General features: G+C 37.7%; 13 protein-coding genes. 2 read left to right on the forward strand and 11 right to left on the reverse strand.

Going from position 1 to position 17,486, the window contains the following annotated elements:
* Positions 1-101: 101 nt before the first annotated feature.
* The gene (locus H0Z31_06885) at positions 102-794 is read left to right on the forward strand and encodes a hypothetical protein (protein MBO8177160.1); all 693 of its coding nucleotides are present in this window, start codon (positions 102-104) and stop codon (positions 792-794) included.
* Between the two features lie 812 nt (positions 795-1,606).
* Here H0Z31_06885 and H0Z31_06890 read toward each other — a convergent pair.
* The 9 genes from H0Z31_06890 to H0Z31_06930 all read right to left on the reverse strand — a co-directional run bounded on the left by H0Z31_06890 (position 1,607) and on the right by H0Z31_06930 (position 12,451).
* A complete protein-coding gene (locus H0Z31_06890; protein ID MBO8177161.1) occupies positions 1,607-3,247 on the reverse strand; it encodes an alpha-glucosidase in 1,641 nt (546 codons plus the stop codon).
* A gap of 734 nt (positions 3,248-3,981) precedes the next feature.
* Positions 3,982-5,457: an alkaline phosphatase family protein gene (locus H0Z31_06895; protein ID MBO8177162.1), complete on the reverse strand. Its 1,476-nt coding sequence runs from the start codon at positions 5,455-5,457 to the stop codon at positions 3,982-3,984.
* Positions 5,458-5,869: 412 nt separating this feature from the next.
* On the reverse strand, positions 5,870-6,238 hold the full coding sequence (locus H0Z31_06900) for a hypothetical protein (GenBank protein MBO8177163.1): 369 nt from the start codon (positions 6,236-6,238) through the stop codon (positions 5,870-5,872).
* Positions 6,239-6,788: 550 nt separating this feature from the next.
* On the reverse strand, positions 6,789-7,640 hold the full coding sequence (locus H0Z31_06905) for a permease (protein ID MBO8177164.1): 852 nt from the start codon (positions 7,638-7,640) through the stop codon (positions 6,789-6,791).
* 79 nt (positions 7,641-7,719) lie between these two features.
* A complete protein-coding gene (locus H0Z31_06910; GenBank protein ID MBO8177165.1) occupies positions 7,720-8,175 on the reverse strand; it encodes a MarR family transcriptional regulator in 456 nt (151 codons plus the stop codon).
* Between the two features lie 185 nt (positions 8,176-8,360).
* On the reverse strand, positions 8,361-8,627 hold the full coding sequence (locus H0Z31_06915; protein ID MBO8177166.1) for a hypothetical protein: 267 nt from the start codon (positions 8,625-8,627) through the stop codon (positions 8,361-8,363).
* Between the two features lie 532 nt (positions 8,628-9,159).
* Positions 9,160-10,209, reverse strand: coding sequence for a carboxypeptidase (locus tag H0Z31_06920; GenBank protein ID MBO8177167.1), 1,050 nt, complete (start codon positions 10,207-10,209; stop codon positions 9,160-9,162).
* A 337-nt stretch (positions 10,210-10,546) separates the two neighbouring features.
* Positions 10,547-11,089: a cupin domain-containing protein gene (locus H0Z31_06925; protein MBO8177168.1), complete on the reverse strand. Its 543-nt coding sequence runs from the start codon at positions 11,087-11,089 to the stop codon at positions 10,547-10,549.
* A 204-nt stretch (positions 11,090-11,293) separates the two neighbouring features.
* Positions 11,294-12,451, reverse strand: a complete 1,158-nt coding sequence (locus tag H0Z31_06930) for an SEC-C domain-containing protein (protein MBO8177169.1) — start codon at positions 12,449-12,451, stop codon at positions 11,294-11,296.
* Positions 12,452-12,614: 163 nt separating this feature from the next.
* On the opposite strand from H0Z31_06930, the gene H0Z31_06935 reads away from it, so the two are divergent.
* Entirely contained in the window at positions 12,615-13,082 is a 468-nt protein-coding gene (locus H0Z31_06935; GenBank protein MBO8177170.1) for a GNAT family N-acetyltransferase, read from the forward strand.
* 836 nt (positions 13,083-13,918) lie between these two features.
* On the opposite strand, the gene H0Z31_06940 is transcribed toward H0Z31_06935, so the two are convergent.
* Positions 13,919-15,703, reverse strand: coding sequence for a M3 family oligoendopeptidase (locus tag H0Z31_06940; protein MBO8177171.1), 1,785 nt, complete (start codon positions 15,701-15,703; stop codon positions 13,919-13,921).
* 118 nt (positions 15,704-15,821) lie between these two features.
* Positions 15,822-17,474, reverse strand: coding sequence for a glycerol-3-phosphate dehydrogenase/oxidase (locus tag H0Z31_06945; GenBank protein ID MBO8177172.1), 1,653 nt, complete (start codon positions 17,472-17,474; stop codon positions 15,822-15,824).
* Positions 17,475-17,486 lie beyond the last annotated feature (12 nt).

The raw sequence follows: 17,486 nt of genomic DNA on the forward strand, positions 1-17,486 counted from the left end.
GAATTTCCATAGGCGGTTGAGATGATTGTCCTCTTTTTTCTGAAAAATTTGGCCAAACCATCATATAAATATGTTAAATCATTTTTTATGGAGGGAACTTAATGGCAATACCGAATCTTTGGAAGTTGTGGATGTACAAGACGCTTCGATTGCTGGAAGTGGATGAGCTACAATTGCCGACGGAAACGATAGAAGAATTTGAGCGATTGTATGAAACGTATATCGTTCATGGTCATGGTGATGTTATTCCATATACGAGCCCTTTTCCGAAATACATGTTTTTGCATTATTTAATTGAACAAAAACAGGTCTTGATACATGGATCGAACATCGGTAATATTGAACGTTTCGAGCCGAAAGAACAATTGCTTTTTAACGGAAAACCGGTAAAAGCGGTGTTTGCGGCATCTGATGGTATTTGGCCGATGTTTTTTGCGTGCATCAATCGACGTGAATATAAAGGTTCATTGCGTAACGCTTGTTTGACGGTACCAACGAAAAAAGGGATTAAACGTTTTTACTATTTTTCCGTTGAACCTTTTGAGGGCGAGCTTTGGAATAATGGCTGGATTTATATTATGCCGAAACAAATGTTTACCCATGGCGGAATTAAAGACGAATGGATTTGCGAAACGCACGTCAAGCCGCTCGCGAAGTTAGCGGTCACCCCAGCCGATTTTCCATTTTTGAAAAACGTGCGGTACCACAATAGAGGGAATCGTCTATTCAATTTTATAAGTAAATTTTCGTTATTTAAGAGTAAAATCTTTTCTATTATGAGTAAAAATTTATAATTTGTGAGAAAAAATCGTTAATTTATGGGAAAGAATCGATTACTTATGAGAAAAAATTCATAATCAATGAGCAAAGCTATAATTTATGAGCAATAACCTTTAAAGTATTGAGCATTACCGATAATTTATGAGCAAAATCTCGTCACTTATGAGGAAAAATCAATATTTTATGAGCAATAATCCGTCATTTATGAGGAAAAATCCATAATTGATGAGAAAAAATCTGTAATTTATGAGAAAAAAACTATAACTTTTGAGAAAAATCCATAATTTTTATGAGAAAAACCTATAACTTATGAGCAAAAACCTAAAGTTTTGAGCATTACCCAAAATTTATGAGTAAAAATTTTTAACTTATGAGAAAAAAACATAATTTATGAAAAAAAAACTATAACTTATGAGCAAAATGCATATTAATGAGCAAAACCCGTCACTTATGAGGAAAAATCTAAAATTTATGAGAAAAAATTTATAACTTATGAGAAATAATCCTTAATTTATAGGAAAAAAATATAACTTATGAGCATAATCCATAAATTATGAGCAAAAACCGTAACTTTTGAGCACTACCCAAATTTAAGAGCAAAACCCGGATCTTTTGAGCACTACCCAAATTTAAGAGCAAAACCCGGATCTTTTGAGCAAAATTCTATAATTTAAGAGAAAAATTCCTTAACTTATGAGAAAAAATCTATAACTTATGAGCAATAACCGGTATCTTATGAGCACAAACCATAATTTATGAGCAAAATCCCCGATTTAGGGAAAAATCAAAATTTTAATTTCTGCCCCTAAACTAAAAAACCCCACTATTAAGCGGGGTTCACGGCTAAAATCATCGCTTCATGCGGACGAAGAGTGAGTTGATCCAAATGTAGGTGTTTGTCATTCGGATAGTTCGTTAACAATACTTCTGCTGTTTTCCCTGCAAACGGAGCTGGAATTGGATACGTATTTTCATTGTCACAATGGTTCAGTAAGATGAGCCATGTGACTTCTTCCAACTTTCTCGTATAACAAAAGACATGCGGATCGGTTGGGTTAAGATCCTCGTATTCACCGTAGACCATTACCGGATGCTGTTTCCGAAGCTGAATGAGTTTTTGATAATAATAGAAAACGGAGTCCGGATCGTTTAATGCTTGTTTGACATTGATGTCTTTGTAATTTGGATTAACCTTGATCCATGGGTTTCCTGTGGTGAAGCCAGCGTTTTTTGAATCATCCCACTGCATCGGCGTACGGCTATTATCGCGGGACAATGGCTGGACTTCGGTTAACGCTTCTTTCGGGTCCATTCCGTTTTCGACAAGTTCTTTATATTTATTACGAGTCGCGATATCATCGTAATCTTCAATTCGGTCAAAACGGACGCCGGTCATGCCGATTTCTTCTCCTTGGTAAATGTACGGAGTTCCTGGTAACGTATGTACTAATGTGGCTAATAGTTTGGCCGACTGAACGCGGTATTCACCGTCATTTCCGTAACGAGTCACTTGGCGGGTATGATCATGGTTGTTTAAAAATTGCGAGTTCCACCCTTTTCCCCATAGGCCATCGTACCATCGCTTTTGAATCGCTTTAAACCGAAGCGGATCCCAGCTTGGCATTTCGTCACATACTTCAAAATGGAACAATGTGTGGAGTTCGTTCCGGTCTTCGCCGACATATTTTAATCCTTCTTCTGGATGAACGAAACCGACTTCACCGACGGTCATGATGTCATAATGACGTAACACTTTTTCGTTCATTTCTTGTAAGTATTCGTGCACACCCGGATTGTTCGCTAAGTAGCTAATATATTCCGGATTTTCCACGTCTTTAAATTCCTTTGGTTTCCCTAACATCGCAATCGCATCTAGGCGGAACCCATCAATTCCTTTATCTAACCAAAAACGCATCATTTTGTATATCGCCTCTCGCACTTCTGGGTTCGCCCAGTTTAAATCCGGTTGTTCCACCGCAAACGAATGGAAATAATATTGTCCCGTCGTTTCGTCATACTCCCATGCCGATGGGGTAAAATACGAGCGCCAATTGGATGGGGGCTTGCCATCTTTTCCATCTCTCCAAATATACCAATCTCGTTTCGGATTGTCTTTAGAAGACTTGGATTCTAAAAACCACGGATGCTGGTTACTCGTATGATTCACGACTAAATCCATAATCACTTTCAGACCAAGCCCATGTGCTTTTTCAAGAAGCTCTTCGAAATCTTCCATCGTCCCGGCTTTCGGCATGATGGAATAATAATCGGCAATGTCATACCCATTATCGGCATCGGGCGACACATAAAACGGATTCAACCAGATCGCATCCACGCCTAATGTTTTAATATAGTCGAGCTTTTCAATCACTCCACGCAAATCCCCATACCCATCACCATTCGTGTCGTAGAAACTGCGCCAATAAATTTGGTACACAACCGCCTCTTTCCACCATGTGCGTTTCATAGCCTTCACCTCTTTTTTAATTTTTCACATAATTCTGAAATATTTTCGTAAAAAACAACCTCCGCTAGTTGTATATACATGTATTATACTACAAATCTTGTAAAAAGTTGTTAATATATTAACATTTTCAATTAGTTCACTCGAAAAGGGAGTGTAAGTGGCTATTAGTCATTACTCCCCTAAATAACTAAAAGAGGAGTAAACAACTTTTTTCTGAAATCGGGGTCCAAAGCCAGTGCCTATCAAGCTAAGGCAAATCATCAAAACCAAAAAATGGAACCTCTGCTAGTTATCCTGTTTATTCAAAATTTCATCTGCATTTGCAAAAATGCTTACGGTATTAGAATTTTGATTAATTTATCATCATGATTGGTTGGCTTCCCTCTTCCATCTGTATGTTTGTGACAAAAAATAAATAATCATCCAATATGAATACATCCCTCACTCGGCCCAGGTTTGAAACGATCTATTCATATGTTTTATTTGGAAGAGAAAAAGGTTGAACGATAACGTTGTAATTGGACCAGTATTCAAAACTAGTCGTGTCCAATTTATACTTAATACGCTCATTTTTTATTATTTTTACAAACAAAGATAAAGTCGGTTCCTATAAATGAACCGATTGAAATATTCAGATCCTGTTTCATTTAAATACCTACTTCAATACCGCCATCCGATAAAAACAGTTACGATCTTATTTATTGTGAACAATCACTGAAAGACCAGATCCTTTCTTATTGTTGACGAAACAATTGAAGCACAAAGTCTTTCATATCTACTAAACGTGGAAATTTTGGAGTGGCCGTGGTTCCTGCAATCACCAGCGGGACAAGAGATTCCTGTTTGTGTAAAGAACCGTGGGCTGAACCGCCAAGGTGAAATGGTGTGGATTGGGCTTTGAATTCACAACCAGGCTTGGCATTGACCACTATAAATCGGCCCGGATGAGAATGTAATGCCCCATACAGCCGTGCTAATGCATCTGGATAATCTCCATAAAACACCTTACCCTTATCCGTAATGTACAAATCTAGAAGATCCGTATTCCCTTCTATGGACCAAGTCTGTTCATATATATCGGTGTATTCTCCACCTTTGTTATACCGTAACGAACCTGGTCTTATGCCAGAAACTACGTTAATGTAGTCCCCGTCTTTCCAGGAAATAATATCAATACGTGCATCATTTCTTAGCCGTTCGATAATAACAGATAGAGGTAAATCCCTATCTAATACATAAATGTAAGCCATACGCTGGTTGACACAAAGTACAAGCTGATCTTTTTCGTGAATTGGGCGCTCTAGACGAGCTATACGATATTTTTTCAGTATTTTACGTAAATCAATAATAAATTTACTGTAATTGAAACCCATCGGTGCATGTCCGTTATCTCCCATAACCATCCATACGTTCCGATTAACTGCTTCTTCCCAACTAGGATACAAATTCAATGTTTTTTGGATTTCACGGTCAATTTGGGCGATTCCTTTTATATCCATTGGACCTTTGAAATGAATACGCAAGTCCAGATCCTGAAACATACATACAGTAAACCCCGGAAGTTTGTTCTTGCGGATTAAATAACGCAGCTCTCGGGCTGTAAATTTATAATTTCCGGCAGCTATTTGCGGTACTTTACTCCACGGCCGGAGTTTTGAAAAAGCCCCTAGGGAGAAAATTGGTGTCGCCTTTGTTGTCAACTCGCTATCCTGATGGTGGGTCATGGTGCTAAGTAACCGTGGAACATGCAGTCGTTGAGGAGTATTGCCGCGATATACAAAGGAATTGATGGAGGCCGACGGAATTCCCATTTCAGCCAAGTCTTCATAGATTGTGGTAACATCGCAGTTCAAATGCTCGTTATTCAGTCGGTATAACATATTATAGATGACCTGGTGCATTCCTAACTTAAAGGCTTCTCGAAATCCCGTACCATAATTAATCATCTTTTTTTGGGATTCATCAAACCAGTTTAAGCCAGGAATGTGATGTTGGTCAGCATATGTCCCCGTCAAGAGACTGCTGTCAATGGTTACCGACATTGTCGGAAATGAACTAACCATATTGGAGATATAACAACCTTTTTCCATCAAAAATTGCAAGGCAGGAGCACGTCCGGTTTGCACAGCCACTTCCAGCGGGTAGGACATCAATGTATCTATGATCAGTAAAATCACCGGTTTGGGTAATTGTGGTTTTTTATTATTCATATGGATGTCTCCTCATTTTTCATCGATGATTAACTAGATGGTTTGCTTTCGTGAATGGGAAACCACAAACCTATATGTATGCCAGAAACGATAAATCACAGTACTAGTAAATTGGTATTGGACCGCGATATCATCGAACTAGGTCGATCGGTTCAATAAAAGTTTCCGTATTCTCCTCAATGTAACTCAGGATTCAGTAGTTCGAAATATCTTTAACATGGTAAAGATTTTTCTCCTGGAAATTATACAGTAATAATTTGTCCCTAAAAAAAATGACTATTCATGTAAATATGGATATAATTATAAAACTTCGTTAATTTGTAGATCGCAATTCATTAGTAAAAAACCAAAATAAAGCACTACGAAAATGTAGTGCTTTTAATCAGTTGCTATAAGCTCTTGTGTATTTAAATTAAGTACAGATAAAGTTTCTGATCTGTGAATAGTTATAGCGAGCTCTTTGGCTCCGTCCATTTTGCCATGTATATCCCGAAACACTATTTTGTCTTATCTCTGTAGGGAAAAACCATATATCCCTCCCAAATGGAGTTTGAAATCTTAACCCGAGTAAGCCCCATCTTCCTAAACATTGACACATCGAAGCCCGGATTTGATTAGACGGCAATACAATAGAAAAAAAGGTTTGAGGAATTTGTTGGGCAAATTGTTGAGGCGGTGGAAAGGTTGGAGCTTGCCTATCAACGGTGTTTACATCATGTGAAAAGTCATCAATAAAATGGTTATATCCAATATAAGGGTCAGATGAATATTGATAATACATTTAAAGGTTTACCTCCTCATTTTCCTAAAGATGTAAACAGTGTATTCCTAAAAAAATAAAAAAGTGTCAAAACAAGCTCATCATAAATCCTAACGGAATAACCATTCCATTTTATTTAAGCAGTAGATAAATATATTTACTTTTATCATCATAAAAGAACTCAAAAAAAATTAGGCAACCTTAGCCCAGTTAAGAATCGAGCTAAAGTTGCCTAAGAAATCAATGATGATTAGATTGACTCCTTTTTCAGCTTACAGACTACTTAGTTGGTTGCCTAAAGCTTTGTTAAGTCCTTTCCTTGACAAGCTCCAGGGAGACCAACTACTATTGCCAAAGCTGAAGAGGACACTTTTTTCTAGTGTCTACTTGACAGGGGTATATCCATTTTTCTACCTAAGCGTTCTGTCTTAGCAACATTCAACGCAGCAGTTATCTTCACAGCATGATTCTTGTTGTTCTTTGTCATTCACTTCAACGATTTGTACATCACAGCATGCATCGTTGTTTTCTTTTATTATAAATAGACGTTTGAACATGATTCTCACCTCCTTTAAATGACGTAAAATAACCATCCGGACAACGTAGACATGGTGATCACCGAAACGACAAAGGCTAACACCAATTTCTTTTTAAATATGCTTTGTAATAACGTAACTTCTGGCAAACTTGCTCCAGCTGAACTGATCATTAACGCCATGACGGGGGCAATGGCCATACCTTTAGAAATCAGCATATGGGAAATCGGAATCATCGTAGACAAGCGGATATACAAAGGTATTCCGATAATAGCTGCAATTGGAACCAACCACCATTGTTCACCACCTAAATAGGTGATCAACCATTCTGTTGGAACAACCTCATGGATTAATGAGCCGATTGCTGCACCGATGAGTAAAAACGGATAGACGGATTTCATTAACTGACTTGTTTCGTGTAGTGCTGCGCGAAAATGGAGTCGCTCAGGTAACTTGGCTTTACCTTTCACGATGACGTTTTTCACTTCTTTTTCAAACCCAAGGATTTCTAATGCAAAACCAATGAGGATGGAAAACAGGGCAGTGATAATCGCGTATGCCACAGCTACTTTTAAACCTAATGTGGCTGCCATTAATGTTAAGATGGTAGGGTCTAGTACAGGCGAGGCAAACAAAAATATCATGACAATGGCAAATCGAATTTTTTGATTCAACAAGTGAACAACAATTGGGATGGTGGAGCAGGAGCAAAATGGAGTGATGAATGCAAACAATACCGCTATCAACGCTCCAAAAATTGAATGATTGTTCTTTAACCATTTCTCCATTTTTTTATATGGTATTACCCCTTGAATCAAGTACATAAGAAACGAAACACCAACAAATAGAACCGTTAATTCGATGCTAATCGATAAAAACGTCATCATAAAATCTTTCAAGTGGTTTCTCTCCCTTTCATTTTATTTGCAATATGCAAATGTTATTCGTAAATATTGGCAAGTTCCTTTACTTGCCTCCATACATCGGTTGACAACAAACACTGGATTTAGCCATACACTCATTCAGTAAACGAATCGAACGAAGAACGGTTTCTTTTTCAAATTCGCTCATATGTGAGAAGACTTCTTCCAAATACGCGGTTATTTCCGCATCGATTTTGGTTGCCACCTTGTTTCCTTCCTCTGTAAGAGAAAGAATAAACATACGACGATCCTCCGGATAAGGTGTCTTTCTTACCAATCCCATTTGCACTAATTTTTGAATTTGTCTGCTTAATGTAGTGATATCCATCGCCATCGCATTTGCAAGCTCTTGAACGGACGGCTGCTTCAAACGGTCGATCTCGTATAAAATATGACTTTGCACTAATGAGATATCCACGTCATCTAAAGAGCAGCAATTTTTATTCAAAAGTCCGAATCGCTTTTCCATGGTTTGGAACAAATCACGAAAATTTTCCATGTTTTCACCTCTAGATTAGTTATATCATATTTATTTGTATTTTGCAAATAAAATTCAAGATTTTCTTTTCCTAATTATTGACCACTTATCTTTTTAATAAGACAATACAGCAAAAAAATAACGCTCAGAACGAATTCTGAGCACGTTTTGAATGTCAGTGTGGTTTCTTGACTTATATAATTACATCACATATTAAATATAAACCCAACAATCATCATCACTAAACCAAACAAACTTGCCCCTCGCTTGATGCTTTTATTTTCTTCTGGCTTCAAAAACAAGCTAATTATAAATCCTAACGGGATGACAAATCCATTAACATTAAAGTAAAAAATACCCAGAATATAGTATCCGATAAGCTTTAATCCAAGTAAATGTTCATCCTCTTCTCGGTTTTTGTAAAATAAAACTAACACAACAGCAACTAAAATGATTCCTAAAAACGACATCATTTCTCCTTTCTATTCCCCTGAATATCAAATGGCACGCTCATTTTTTTCATTCGGAGAAAAAATTTTTTCTTGTGCCTTTCCATATATTATTCATTTTGTTAATTCTTCGTTTCTATCATTTTATCGGTTTAATAAATGATGTATGGTACTCCTCTTTTTAGTTATCCAAAGGCGCTCATATCGGTTGATTTTATGGTATATGAAAGAATTTGAGCCAACGTAATTCTTTTAATATCTAAAAACAACAAAATAACTTATGAATGATTACGAAAAAAACTAACAATGTAGAAAGAAGTTGGGAATGCTAACAGTTGCTTTTCTTGATTAAATTGCCTATATCATATCCTTAAGTCCATTAAAATACCAATCATCCCTACTTTTTGTGTCAAAAGTAGGGATGATTTTTTGATTAAAGATTTGTCATTTTTCTCAAAGCACTAAGTTCTGAATTCCCCCTAGATTACTCCCATGCCGATCGCACAAAAAACGTGAACAAACATTCACCCGTTTGTTCACGTTTTTTTGCATCTTTTTATTCTCCACCTTTACTTCCACTTAGTGGGAGTGTATCCCAGAAGGAAGTATCGGCGTGTTCAATCGAACCATCAGCAATTGCTTTAGCCGTTGCTTCCAGTGCAATCACCGCTTGTTTAATTAAGTAGCCGTTACTTTTTTGGCCTAATACGTATGACTCGTTATAATGATCAGCCATCCCCCTCATTTCAAACAACAACGTCGCAATTCCATATTCAGTTGCTAGACCATTACGGCTTATCGTATTGGCACTACCACCATTATATTTGGAAAGTGTTCCAAAGCCTCTTTTTTCAATTTCGTGGTATAAAACAGCACCAAGCTTTTTCGAACGTTCAACTACTTCGGGATCAACCTCTTCATTCGTCGGATAAAGAATTGAGCCTGATACTAGCTCATCACTGTCACCTAGTGTCGTCTGTGTTCCTTGATGATGAAGATCAATCATATAATCAATCTTATATTTTTGAAGTACATTTTCATGTAACGCTTTTGTCTCAGGCTGTTCTCGGTCAACATGGTCACGATTTAAATCAACACCGTTGGCATTATATCGGGTATGCGTACCGGCAACATAATTGTCTAAAGAGAAATTAACATCCCCCTCAGCTCCATCTACATTTAATCGCGGTGCTACTAAAATGTTCACATTGTCTAAAATTTCTTTTACCTGCTTACTATTCGATGTTAAGTGTTGTATAAATTTTAAGGCCCCTTCAGTAGTCAGTGTTTCATTTCCATGTTGTTGCGTTAAATATAAAATCGTTGGATTGTTTTCATTGTTACCGAATTTAGCAAGATACAAATCGCGACCTTTCACAGATTGTCCATAAACTTCAAGTGTAAGCGCATCCGATTGACTGTCTAACCTTTTTAAAAACTTCACCATTTCCTCATATGAATGCAATCGTTCATTTTTAATGGTTTCATTTCCGTTGTAGTTTGGTCCTTCGCCAACAGCTCCTACAGAATGAGTAGCGACTCCAAATGTTAACCCAGTACTTAAAAGAGCACCTGATAATGCAATATGTAAGGCTTTTTTATTCAAGATGAATGCACCTCCATTGAATATTTTTGACACCTTTAACTATTCAATGGGGAAAAATTAAAACCTTTTCATTTTCAAAAAACAGGCAAAAAGTACGAAAAGTGGGAATTTTTTACCGAACTTCTAAGAATCTAATTTACCATAAAAATCCAACATCATTATTAAAGATAACTGGTCCTTTAGTGCAATAAGAAAAAAAGCCACCAATGATGGCAGCTGGATCTTCAATTGGTGGCGTCCGTTAATTGAATAACAAACTTATAAAAAATTACAAAATAGTTCTCTAATTTTGTAAGAGCAATTCTAATAGTATATTTTTGAAACCACGTTCTTCTTTTTATTCTTCAGCTGCCATGGCATCGGCTTTTGTTACATGTACAGTACCACGTGGATGTTCTGGAGGTGCATAGATTGAGTAAAGTTTTAGCGGGATATTACCTGTATTGGTTACATTGTGCCATGTTCCAGCAGGTATCATAATAGCAGAGTCATCATACACTTTTCTTTCAAAGTTTAAATGATCTTTACTCTTGCCCATTTGAACAATCCCTTGACCTTGTTCAATACGTAAGAATTGATCAACGTGAGGGTGAATTTCCAAACCGATATCTTCGCCAACATTGAGACTCATCAATGTAACTTGCAAATGATTTCCTGTCCATAAAGCGGTACGATACGTATTGTTTTGCTTCGTAGCCTCATTGATATTAACTACAAACGGTTCTGGTCCATAATCTTTTAACTTAATTTTATCTTTTCCCTTTGACGATTGTATCCCTATCTCATTAGGAATCGTCCAGTATACAGGATGTCTTCCATAGTTATACATAGGTACGGTAACATAATAAGGATATGGATACATATAAGGAACATAGTACATGTTTCTCATTCCCTTCACAGATTTATTAAATTATCCTATGTACTATGTTTAGGGAATGTACTTATTTAAAGAAATCGTTGTTAGCCTAAAACAAACAGCCCTTTAATGGAACAAGAAAAGATGGAGTTTTTTGAACAATATTTTTTGTGAATTTTTAGTAAAAAAACATGCACCCTCTTCTGTTCAAAGAGAGCGTACGTTCCATTACTTCAAGCAGCACTTTTTATATTTTTTTCCGCTTCCACACGGACAAGGATCGTTACGTCCGACTTTTTCAGTATTTCGAAAAGGCATGTTCAATAATAAATCTCCCTGATTTTTTTGAAAACGCAACTCATTTTCTAATGCTACTCGTTTCCAATGTTCCATAAGAGGGTGATGCTTGTCCATTACTTTAAACCACCCATAAAGTAATTCTTCTACTTCAATGAGAAATGAACGATAGTCGTGATGAATATAATCTTCTATTTCCGGCATTGCCTCATCCGTAAGCTGATGACAAAGGGCTTCAATCACTAACGCTTTCGTTTCTTCATCTTCCTGTTCCCAATACACTTTTCGTAATACATCCACTGCCAAAGGAGTTTTTGTATTACCTAATATAGAAATTGCAAATATTTCCGATTCTTGTTTCATCGCGTATGGGGCCACTGCTCGAACCACATCATCCGATTCGAAGACCGTTAACGCATCAGAAACTTCCTCCAACAAGATGTCTTCATCGCGCACCAACAAGCTTGCCAATACCGGAATGTATTTTTCTAACCGAAGTAAGCCAATGGCATACACCATCAAGATTCCGTTATCAGAAAACCATTCATTATTTAACTCTTCGTGTAAAACCATATCGATTTCTTTTTCATGGATCCATTCTTTTTGGACGAGGGTTTTTATGAGCAGTTTCGCCTTTGAGTATAGCTTTTGGTTAAACCTTTCTTCATTATTCAACTGTCCTAAAACGGCTCCATATTCTTCCCACACTTCTTCTTCACTGCCATTTGCAAGCAGGCGATAAAACTCGATTGTTTCTTTTGTAAGAATATTTCCTAGTTCGTCTTGATATTTTACGACAACCTCAGGAGGTAATTGCTTAATAAGTTCGAGGTACAAATGTGTGTTTACTTTATCGGTTTTATTGATTCCATCAATTAATAGCTTTGCAGCTTCATCATTGAGCGGATGGTTTCTAATATCTATTAATACATACAATTCCTTTTCTTTATGATGGATCGCTTCATTAATAAGTTGAGTCGTCCATTCAGCTGGCACTTCCGGATATTCTTGTAATGCGTACAACACGAATTTTTGAACAAATAAATCATTACTCGTTAAATGGGGTTGAATTTTTTGTAAAAAGTTCAAAAAGATCTTCCTTTCACTTGTTTTCGTTCGATTTATTTCTATCATAGCTAAAAATATACATTTATGCGATTGATTTTAAAATGGTTTCAAATGATTGCCCTTAAACAGGTGACAATTCATACAAGATTTTTCAAAATATAGAAAACAAGAAAGGGAGACAAATATGAAGATCTACGAAACGAAGGATGCCCATTTAATAGCTCGCCTCAATAAGCCCGTGCACGACTTGCATGTCACCAGAGCACCAGAAGTATTTAAGCCATATGACGAAACAGCGATGACCGCTTTTTTCGAAGAAATCATTCAAATTGAGAATCATTTGTTCTATGTCGTGGAAAATGAAGACGGACACTCAGCTGGCTACATCTGGGTAGAAATGAAACAATCAAAAGAAACTCCGTTTAAATATGCTTCATCAACTCTCTTTGTTCACCAACTGAGCGTCAATGAAAATGAGCGAGGGAAAGGATATGGACGAGCCTTATTAAAACATGCAGAACATATAGCCAAGTCTCATCAAATATCGTCCATTCAACTCGATTATTGGGAATTTAACGTGGAAGCGAACAATTTTTATAAAAAACAAGGCTTTGAACCTACACGCCAACATGTCATCAAGCATATTTCATAAGAAAAAAATTCTTTAAGAGCAAATTTATCGGTTATGGGAAAATTTTTTTGATTTATGAGAAAAAATCGGAAGTTTATGGGAAAACACCGTAAATTTATGAGAAAAAATTTTAAATTTATGGGCAAAAATTCACATTCATGAGAAAAACATCTGCTTTATAGAAAAAACTGCAGGTTTATGGGATTCATGCAAAAATTGCAGGTTTATGAGAAAAGTTCAGTGTTATGAGAAATACTTTTGTTTTATGAGAAACAATTCCCGATTTATGAGAAAAAACTTCAAATTTATGAGAAACATTCCCGATTTATGAGAAAAAACTTCAAATTTATGAGAAACATTCCCGATTTATGAGAAAAAACTTCAAATTTATGAGAAACATTCCCGATTTATGAGCAAAAACTTCAAATTTATGAGAAAAAATTATTTATTTATGGGAAAAAAATAAATTTCTATGAGAAAAAATATCAGTTCATGGGAAAAAACGCAATTTTATAAGAAAAAAAATTTCCCGTTTATAGGTTCAGATACATGAAAAAACTTCTCTTTATGCGAAAACTGCTGCTTTATGAGAAAAATTCAAGCTTATGGGAATTACTCCTGATTATGAGAAACAATTCCCGATTTATGATCAAAAACTTCAGATTTATGAGAAATAATTATTCGTTTATGGGAAAAAATTTAATTTTTATGAGAAAACCTATTAGTTTATGAGAAAATCTATTAGATTATGAGAAAACCTATTAGTTTATGAGAAACCTATTCGTTTTTAGAAAAATACTTCTATAAAAAAATGCTAGTTCCCGTATGCGTAGAACTAGCATTTCGTTTTATATCGATTAAATCATGTCTTCTGTTAATTCAAGAAACTCTTCGACCTCTTGGGCAATTAGCTTTAATCCATGTTCCCAGAAATCTTTCTGCGTTAAATCTACTTGTAAATGTTTGTAAGCTAGATCTTCCACTTGCATGGAACCCGTATCTTTTAATAATGCAATGTATTTGTCTTCAAAGGCGGTTCCCTCTTCTAATGCTCTTGCATAAATCCCGAGTGAAAATAAGTACCCAAACGTATATGGGAAGTTGTAGAACGGAACCCCCGTAATATGGAAGTGTAGTTTGGAAGCCCAAAAGTATGGATAATATTCGGCCAAAGCTCCACTATAGGCTTGCTGTTGGGCTTGGTACATCAGTTCATTTAAGCGTTCGGTTGAGACCCATCCTTTTTTCCGCTCCTCATAAAAGGCGGTTTCAAATAGAAACCGGGCATGGATGTTCATGAGAAGCGCCACACTTCGTTGCAATTTATCTTCAAGTAGAGCTACTTTTTCTTCTTTTGTACGAGCTTCACGAACGGATGCATCGGCCACGATCATTTCAGCAAACGTAGAGGCTGTTTCAGCGACATTCATCGCATAAAAGCTATTTAACGGATGAACGCCCTTCATGGCATATTGGTGGAACGCATGACCTAATTCATGCGCCAATGTCGCAATGTTCCCTGGAGTCCCTGAATACGTCATGAAAATGCGAGACTGCCCGCTTTCAGGAAAACTTGTACAAAATCCACCCGGTCTTTTTCCTGGACGGTCTTCGGCTTCAATCCACCGGTCCAAAAATGCATGTTCCGTAAAGTTTTGTAACTTTTTACCAAACTTACCGAAATGCCTAATAATAAATTCCGCCCCTTCTTGGTAAGACACCTTACCGCTTACCTTACCGACCGGTGCGTCTAAATCGTACCAAGCCACTTGGTCGATACCAAGTAACTCCGCTTTTCTTTGTAAATATCTCACAAGTGGTGCTTTATATTGTTCAATTTGTTTCCACATCATGTCTAGCGTTTCTTTTTCCATGCGGTTCAGATCAAGTGGTTCTTTTAAGACATCCTCCCAACCACGCTTTTTGTAAACAGCTAGTCGATAACCTCCAAGGTGGTTCAATGTTCTCGTGAACAGGTCGGCTTGATTTCCCCACGCTTTTTCCCATTCTTCGGCTACCTGTTTTCGTACCGTTCGGTCGGGATGAGAAAATTTATTAGACGCTTGGCCGACCGAAAGCTGTTCCACTTTTCCGTTTTCTTCAAACGGAATCGTCATTTTTGCGACGATATCGGCGTACATTTCTCCCCAACTATGATAGCCGTCGACCGATAAGGACTGAATTAACGTTTCTTCTTCCAGTGAAAGCTTTTCTTTGGCGCGTCTTCTTCTTTCATTTATTACAAACGATAGTTCCTTTAATTCTTCCCATTGAAGCCCTAGTTCCCATTCAGAATCATGAATCGAAACCAGTTTTTGATCCACGAGAGTTAAAATGTTATTCAATTCAGCATAAAGGGAAGTAACCGTATTTCCGAGCTGGCTTGCTTTTTTATCGGCTGTATTTTGTGCCTTTAAACAGTTCACAAATGCACTAGCCTCGCGTATCTTTGCTGCTACCGTTTTATACTCGTCTAATAGACTCGGCAATTGTTCCATTCCGTGACATTGCTCCGCATGGACGCGAAAACGATTCATCAGAGATTCCAGTTCCTTTAAATACTGCTTAAATTCTTCGGAATCACTTCCACCTAAAAAAAAGACGTCTAAATCCCATGTTTCTACATATTGATTTATTTTCATCCGTCTCCCCCAATTACTTTTATTTTATAGCCTATTTAAATATTACCATAATTTTCTTGAAGATTCGATCTATTCTAAAATTAAAAAGTAGACGCTGGAAGTGTTCCAGCGTCGTCCATTAACGATTAACCTTTGTTTTTTGCAAATCAACTGGGATAACGGCATCGGTCAGTTCTTGTTCTAGTTCGTCCGTGTACGTTTGTTTTTCATCTTGTGTCCAACCAAAATAAGCATCCATTTCATCGATGACGGCTTGTTTCCATTGATGAACCCATTGGATATTGAAAAACAAAGCTCCGGTTCGGCGGATGAAAAAGTCGACCGGCTTGCAAACCATTTCTTCTTCTAAGGCGTACTTCAGTTGGGCATAGACCATAACTGGAAGGTTGCCTCCTTCATAAGACTGGGCGATACGGAACAGGTGGTCGACATTGGAACCGTACATTTTCGCTAATTGCTTTCCTTCTTCTTCCGTGAGTCCATAACGAATCGCTTCTTTTCCTTTTTGTTCGATAAAATGCGGGAGGTTTTCCGAGCCCCCAACCTCTCCACCGGAAATCGGCAACCGCTTTGTCTGACATGGAGGAATCGGAGCACGTCCCTGTTGTTCTAATCGTTTAGCTACTATATCCACTACGGTTTCGGCCATTTTCCGATAGCCCGTTAATTTTCCTCCGGCAATGGTGATTAAGCCGCTTTCTCCTTCCCAAATTTCGTCTTTACGGGAAATATCGGACGGGTCTTTTCCTTCTTCGTATATGAGCGGTCGTACGCCCGCCCAGCTCGATTCCACATCTTGTTCCGTTACGTTAACGGAAGGGAACATGTAGCGAATGGCGTTTAACACGTATGCTCGATCTTCCTCGAGCATTTTTGGATGGGCCGGGTTATTGTCATAAAACGTATCCGTTGTTCCGACGTACGTTTTTCCATCCCGTGGAATCGCAAATATCATTCGTCCATCTGGTGTATCAAAATAAATCGCTTGCTTGAGCGGGAAGACCGATTGATCAATCACTAAATGAATCCCTTTTGTTAGACGGAGTTTTTTTCCATTTTTTGAATAGTCTTTGTTGCGAACGCGATCCACCCACGGTCCAGCGGCGTTGACAACGACATCCCCTTTAATCGCATACGTCTCGCCAGTTAACACGTCACGAACGTGAATCCCTTTCACTTGCTGGTTGACATAGATAAATTCTTCCGCTTTTGTATAATTGACACAAACTGCTCCTTTTTCCACCGCTTTTTTTATCACTTCAATCGTTAGGCGTGCGTCATCGGTTCGATATTCGACATAGTAGCCCCCGCCTTTGAGTCCTTCTTTTTTGAGCAGTGGTTCTTTTTGAATCGTTTCTTCTCGGGACAGCATTTTACGCCGTTCGGATTTTTTCACCCCTGCTAAATAATCGTAAACAAATAATCCAAGAGAGGTACTCCACTTACCGAACGTTCCCCCTTCATGAATCGGGAGCAGCATCCATTCTGGAGTGGTGACATGCGGGCCGTTTTCGTACACAATGGCACGTTCTTTTCCGACTTCAGCGACCATTTTGACTTCGAATTGTTTTAAATAACGTAAGCCTCCGTGGACGAGCTTCGTCGAACGGCTGGACGTTCCGGCAGCAAAGTCCTGCATCTCTACAAGCGCCACTTTCATCCCCCGAGTAGCCGCATCTAATGCAATACCTGCTCCAGTGATCCCACCACCAATCACGATCAGGTCAAATCGTTCTTGTTGCAAACGCTCTTTGAATGGTTGTCGTTTCATGCTAGTTCCTCC

The organism is Bacillus sp. (in: firmicutes) (genome assembly GCA_017656295.1).
Taxonomy (GTDB): Bacteria; Bacillota; Bacilli; order Bacillales; family JACDOC01; genus JACDOC01.